Origin of the sequence: Bartonella jaculi, from assembly GCF_039543045.1 — a bacterium.
Classification (GTDB): domain Bacteria; phylum Pseudomonadota; class Alphaproteobacteria; order Rhizobiales; family Rhizobiaceae; genus Bartonella; species Bartonella jaculi.
Genome location: NZ_BAABIZ010000054.1, coordinates 1 through 4,331, shown reverse-complemented (window position 1 = coordinate 4,331; position 4,331 = coordinate 1). Strand labels below are relative to the sequence as shown.

Annotated in this window: 2 protein-coding genes and 2 pseudogenes; 1 reads left to right on the top strand and 3 read right to left on the bottom strand. The window is 43.8% G+C overall.

The features are described 5' to 3' along the window. From ABD915_RS08900 to ABD915_RS08890, 3 genes and pseudogenes are all read right to left on the bottom strand, one after another. Positions 1 to 274: pseudogene (locus tag ABD915_RS08900) on the bottom strand (hypothetical protein); the annotation flags it as partial. Between the two features lie 13 nt (positions 275 to 287). After that, entirely contained in the window at positions 288 to 2,306 is a 2,019-nt protein-coding gene (locus ABD915_RS08895) for a portal protein (protein WP_345117497.1), read from the bottom strand. Continuing rightward, positions 2,291 to 3,052 (bottom strand): annotated as a pseudogene (locus ABD915_RS08890) (PBSX family phage terminase large subunit); the annotation flags it as partial. The pseudogene ABD915_RS08890 and the gene ABD915_RS08895, both read right to left, overlap by 16 nt. 176 nt (positions 3,053 to 3,228) lie before the next feature. Between ABD915_RS08890 and ABD915_RS08885 the strand changes: the two are divergent. Continuing rightward, on the top strand, positions 3,229 to 4,331 hold a 1,103-nt coding region (locus tag ABD915_RS08885; protein ID WP_345117495.1), incomplete at its 3' end, for a tyrosine-type recombinase/integrase.

Here is a 4,331-nt window from a genome sequence, read left to right as displayed (position 1 = left end):
CTTCAACCATTGGCGCTTGAGGTTGAGTTTCATAAAATTTGACAAGTGCTTCACGGGATTGCTTTAATTGTTCTTCAGCACGTTGCTGTTCTATACTAGGGACTGTAATCTCTGAAGGCTGTTCAACGGGCTCTGCAACCGGCTCTGAAGACGTCACATCATCGCTTTCAACCACCCCTATATCATGATCGTTCTCAAAAGAGCCATCATCATCAAAAACAGCTGGTTCTACTCTATAATCTTCATTCATTCCTTCAGTCATTTGTGCATTCATTCTTTCACCTCTCTCAAATGCTTCTTCCTCTATAACTTGCTGCTCGCTCCCGCATGATTTGATTATGCGTTTGTTCGTTGAGAATACGTTGCCGTTCAAGTTCATGGCGTTGCTGCATCATTTCCGCTTCTAATTCTGCTCTCTTTTGACGCATGAACAGATCAATCTGCTTTTGTTGCAAATCCATCTGCTGCATCTGGGCTTTGGCGGCAATATCCTGCTGCTTTTCTTGCAACTTCATTTCCTGCTCTGGATTCATCTGTTGCTGGGCTTGTTGCGCCATTTGCTGCTGCTGTTGAAACTTCTCACTCACACGATTAAGCAATGACGCTGGCAATGGTGAGTAACGAAGCAAGTCAAGCATGATATCCGGTGTAATGGCGTTTTGAAGCAACGGTAACAGTTGTGTGATAATGCCAAAGGTGCGTTCTTTCTCATTCGGACTGGTCGGTGCATCATCAACCACAATATCATAATCAACACTCATCACTGCTTCACGCGTCAAAGGAATATATTGCGCATTCTCCTCTCCAGAAATCCGCACCAAACGACCATCAGACAAGTAATTCTGGATCAAGTGCAAAATAAGCTTACCTTGACGCTTGCGATACAAACGCAATCCATCAAACAAACAAGCAAGCAAGTTTAAACTGGATTGACGCCGTTGTGCCTCCAAAACCCCTGCTTGTGAAACTTCTCGTGTTCCTATGAACTCTGGTGATAATCCCGTAACCTGATTAATTGCTTCTTTTGCTTCATTAAACAATTGGAAAAAGCCCGTAGGAAACTGAGAGACCGGTTTTGGCTGTATCTTGCCACCTGTAAGAGCTCCATTTTTTAAAACCGTAATACTGTCTGCTCTGCTCCAACTTTTTACGGCTTCTCGCTCGTCTTCAAAGGCGCCCCTCTCTGCCATTATCCCGCCCTTGGACTGGCTATTAAGAATATGCATCACTTGACTAAAGTACTTATTTGCCCATCGTTGTGGGTCTTTTGTAGGACGTACAACCCCATAAAATTGACGCTCTATCTTGTCAAAATAACCCGTTACACACTCCCAACCCAATTGACCAGTAGGAACCATAGGTTGATCAGGTTCAAGCAAAACTTTCCTGCCTAAAAAAGCACGTTTAACAACCTTTTTATTAAAAGCCGCTCCTTGTATCTCGGGCATCATACATTGGAGTTGCTTAAATTCCTTCTCGCTATAATCACAAAGTTCTCCCGTTGATAAATCAGGTGCCTTGTAATATCTCTCGCTTTCAAACCAACGACATTCAACAAGCGTAACCATCCGGCGACCATTTTCAACATCAACGCTTCCATCATCACTGTAATAATCAAGATCATTGTGATGCCCCCCTTCATGAGTGCCCCCATCTCTTGCCCAATCTGCGCTCAGTTCACTCCAATGGGCTGTTGGAAACATCTGCTTAGCAACTTCCAAGGGCTTGCGATCTACATACCACATACGTTGTGCATCGGTTAAATTCGGTTGCACCGCTGCACTATCCCAAACCATCTTCAACGGATCTAAACGCGTAATAACCGGCTCCCCATCGAGGCTGTTCTCATAATCAAGCCGTGTATCGGTCCAGCCCATGCCACAGATGACAGCATCTTGGAAAGCATCGGAATCGGCATATTCCGCATGTGCCATATCGCGAAACCATTCTGCTGCACCGGTAAGCAATTCGCTTGGCAATGCTTTCCCTATTTGACGGGGAATAAACTGCACCTCGCGTTTATTATTGCGTTCAGCACCTACAACGGCATTCACAAGCGGGGCAATACGATTAAAGGTCATAACAGGGCGGCGTTGTTCTTTTAACGCCGCTAAATCTGCATCATTCCATTGATCCCCATTGTAAAAACGAAAATCTTCACGCGCTTGCTCACGCCATTTGTTCACATGCTCAACATCTTCTTTATACCAGCTGATAAGTTTGCGAAACAAACCTTCTGTCGACAAATCTGAAATCTTTCTATCTTTGTCTAAATGCTCTTCATCATGCATCATTCTGCCATCCATGACGTACTCTCATAAGCTTCTCTACCGCTATAAGCTGGTCTCTTATACCGTTGTTGAGGCTGTTCATAACCTACACACATTAAGCCAAAGGCATCTGCTGCATGACTCGACCAATCATGCTCTGCTCCCAAGCCTATATTCCGCTTCTCGTCCCATTTCTCATGATACCAGTTCAGTGCTTTGCGACCTGCTACTGTGGTTTCCTCGTTAAACCAAACAGAAGGCAAGATACGTCGCACTGCCTCTATCCGCATTTTGACTGCACCTGCCCCTTGATTGGGAATGACTTGCGTTTCAAAACCCGCATCGTTTAAAGCACTCTCAAAACTCACATTATGCACACGGTCTCTGGTTGCACCATCATGGGGTAAAACCATCAATGCCTTCTCATAACCATTTTGACGCAACCAACCGATATGTTCGGATAACGGTTGCCCTTGTGCTTCGTAATAATCCAGCACTCTGATTTCTCTGCCTACAAATTGCGCTATCCAAATTGCTGTTGCATCTGCCTTAGCTCCTGTTCCCCCAATATCCCAAAAGGCGCGTATCTGCATTAAAGGGTCACGTGCAACACGCCCTATCCGCCCCTCTTGCTCGGCTGCTAACATTTCCTTTTGATAGTAAGCCCCTTGAACCGCTGTTAAATAAGCCCCTTCCCATATATGCTTATAAGTCTCGGGGCGGTTTCTCAAATCATCAAGACGCGCTTCATTCAAGATCTTAGGAAACTTCGGATTGTCTGTTCAAGATATTGATTTATAATGATAATTTAGCGTTATTCATATTGAATGAGAGTCCCGAATATCGTAGGATTCTCTCATTTCAAAGCTGTTTATCTTTAATCAATCAAAACTACTCATTTGCACATAACAAGTGGGATGAGTGTGGGGATCAAATTTGTAGAAGAAAGGAGTAAAAAATGGCTCTTATGAACCGTCTTAATGCAAGATCTGTCGCAACATTGGGGGCTGGCAAATATAATGATGGTGCTGGCTTGTTACTTCATAAGCGTAAAGATGGAGGTGCTCAATGGATTTATCGTTATACCATTCATGGGCGCCGTCGTGAAATGGGCTTGGGGGCGTTGCGAAATGTTTCTTTAAAAAAAGCCCGTGAATGTGCAAATCAATGGCGTTCTGTTTTGCATGAGGGGCGTGATCCCATTAAAGAACGTGAGAAACAAAAGCGTGAGGCAATAAGTAATCTCCATTACCTAAAAGACATTGCCTTAGATGCTTTTGAAAGTCGTAAAGCTGAACTCAAGAATGATGGTAAAGATGGAGATTGGTTTTTACCTTTACGCCTTCATATTCTCCCTAAATTAGGTTGTCTGCCGGTTTCTGAGATTACACAAACTGAGATACGCAACACTATTGCCCCTATCTGGCATACAAAAGCTGTTACAGCGCGTAGAGCTCTCATTCGTCTCAATATGTGTCTCAAACATGCGGCTGCTTTGGGTTTGGATGTTGATTTACAAGCAGTAACAAAAGCACAAGCTCTCTTAGGAAAACAACGTCATAAAATCAAAAACTTACCTGCAATGGATTGGAAAGATGTTCCCGCTTTTTATAAAACGCTTTGCCAAACAACAAACCCCACACAACTGGCTTTGCGTTTGCTTATCCTTACAGGGGTTCGTACCAATCCCTTGCGTCATATTCGTGAAGATCAGATTGATGGAGATATATGGACAATTCCTGCTGAGAATATGAAAGGAAAACGCGATGCGACAACAGAATTTCGCGTCCCCTTATCATCAGAGGCAATGAAAGTGATAGAACAAGCCCGTTGTATCTCTAAAAGTAATTTCATCTTTTCTTTTTCTAGTCGGGCTCCTATTTCACCTATGGTTATGTCAAAATATATGAGAAAAATTGGACTTGAATCCTGCCCCCATGGATTTCGCTCTAGTTTACGCAATTGGCTTGCTGAAACAACCGATGCCCCCTATGAGGTCGCTGAAACCATTTTAAGTCATACGGTCGGAGGGCAAGTAGAGCGTGCCTATCGTCGTACTGA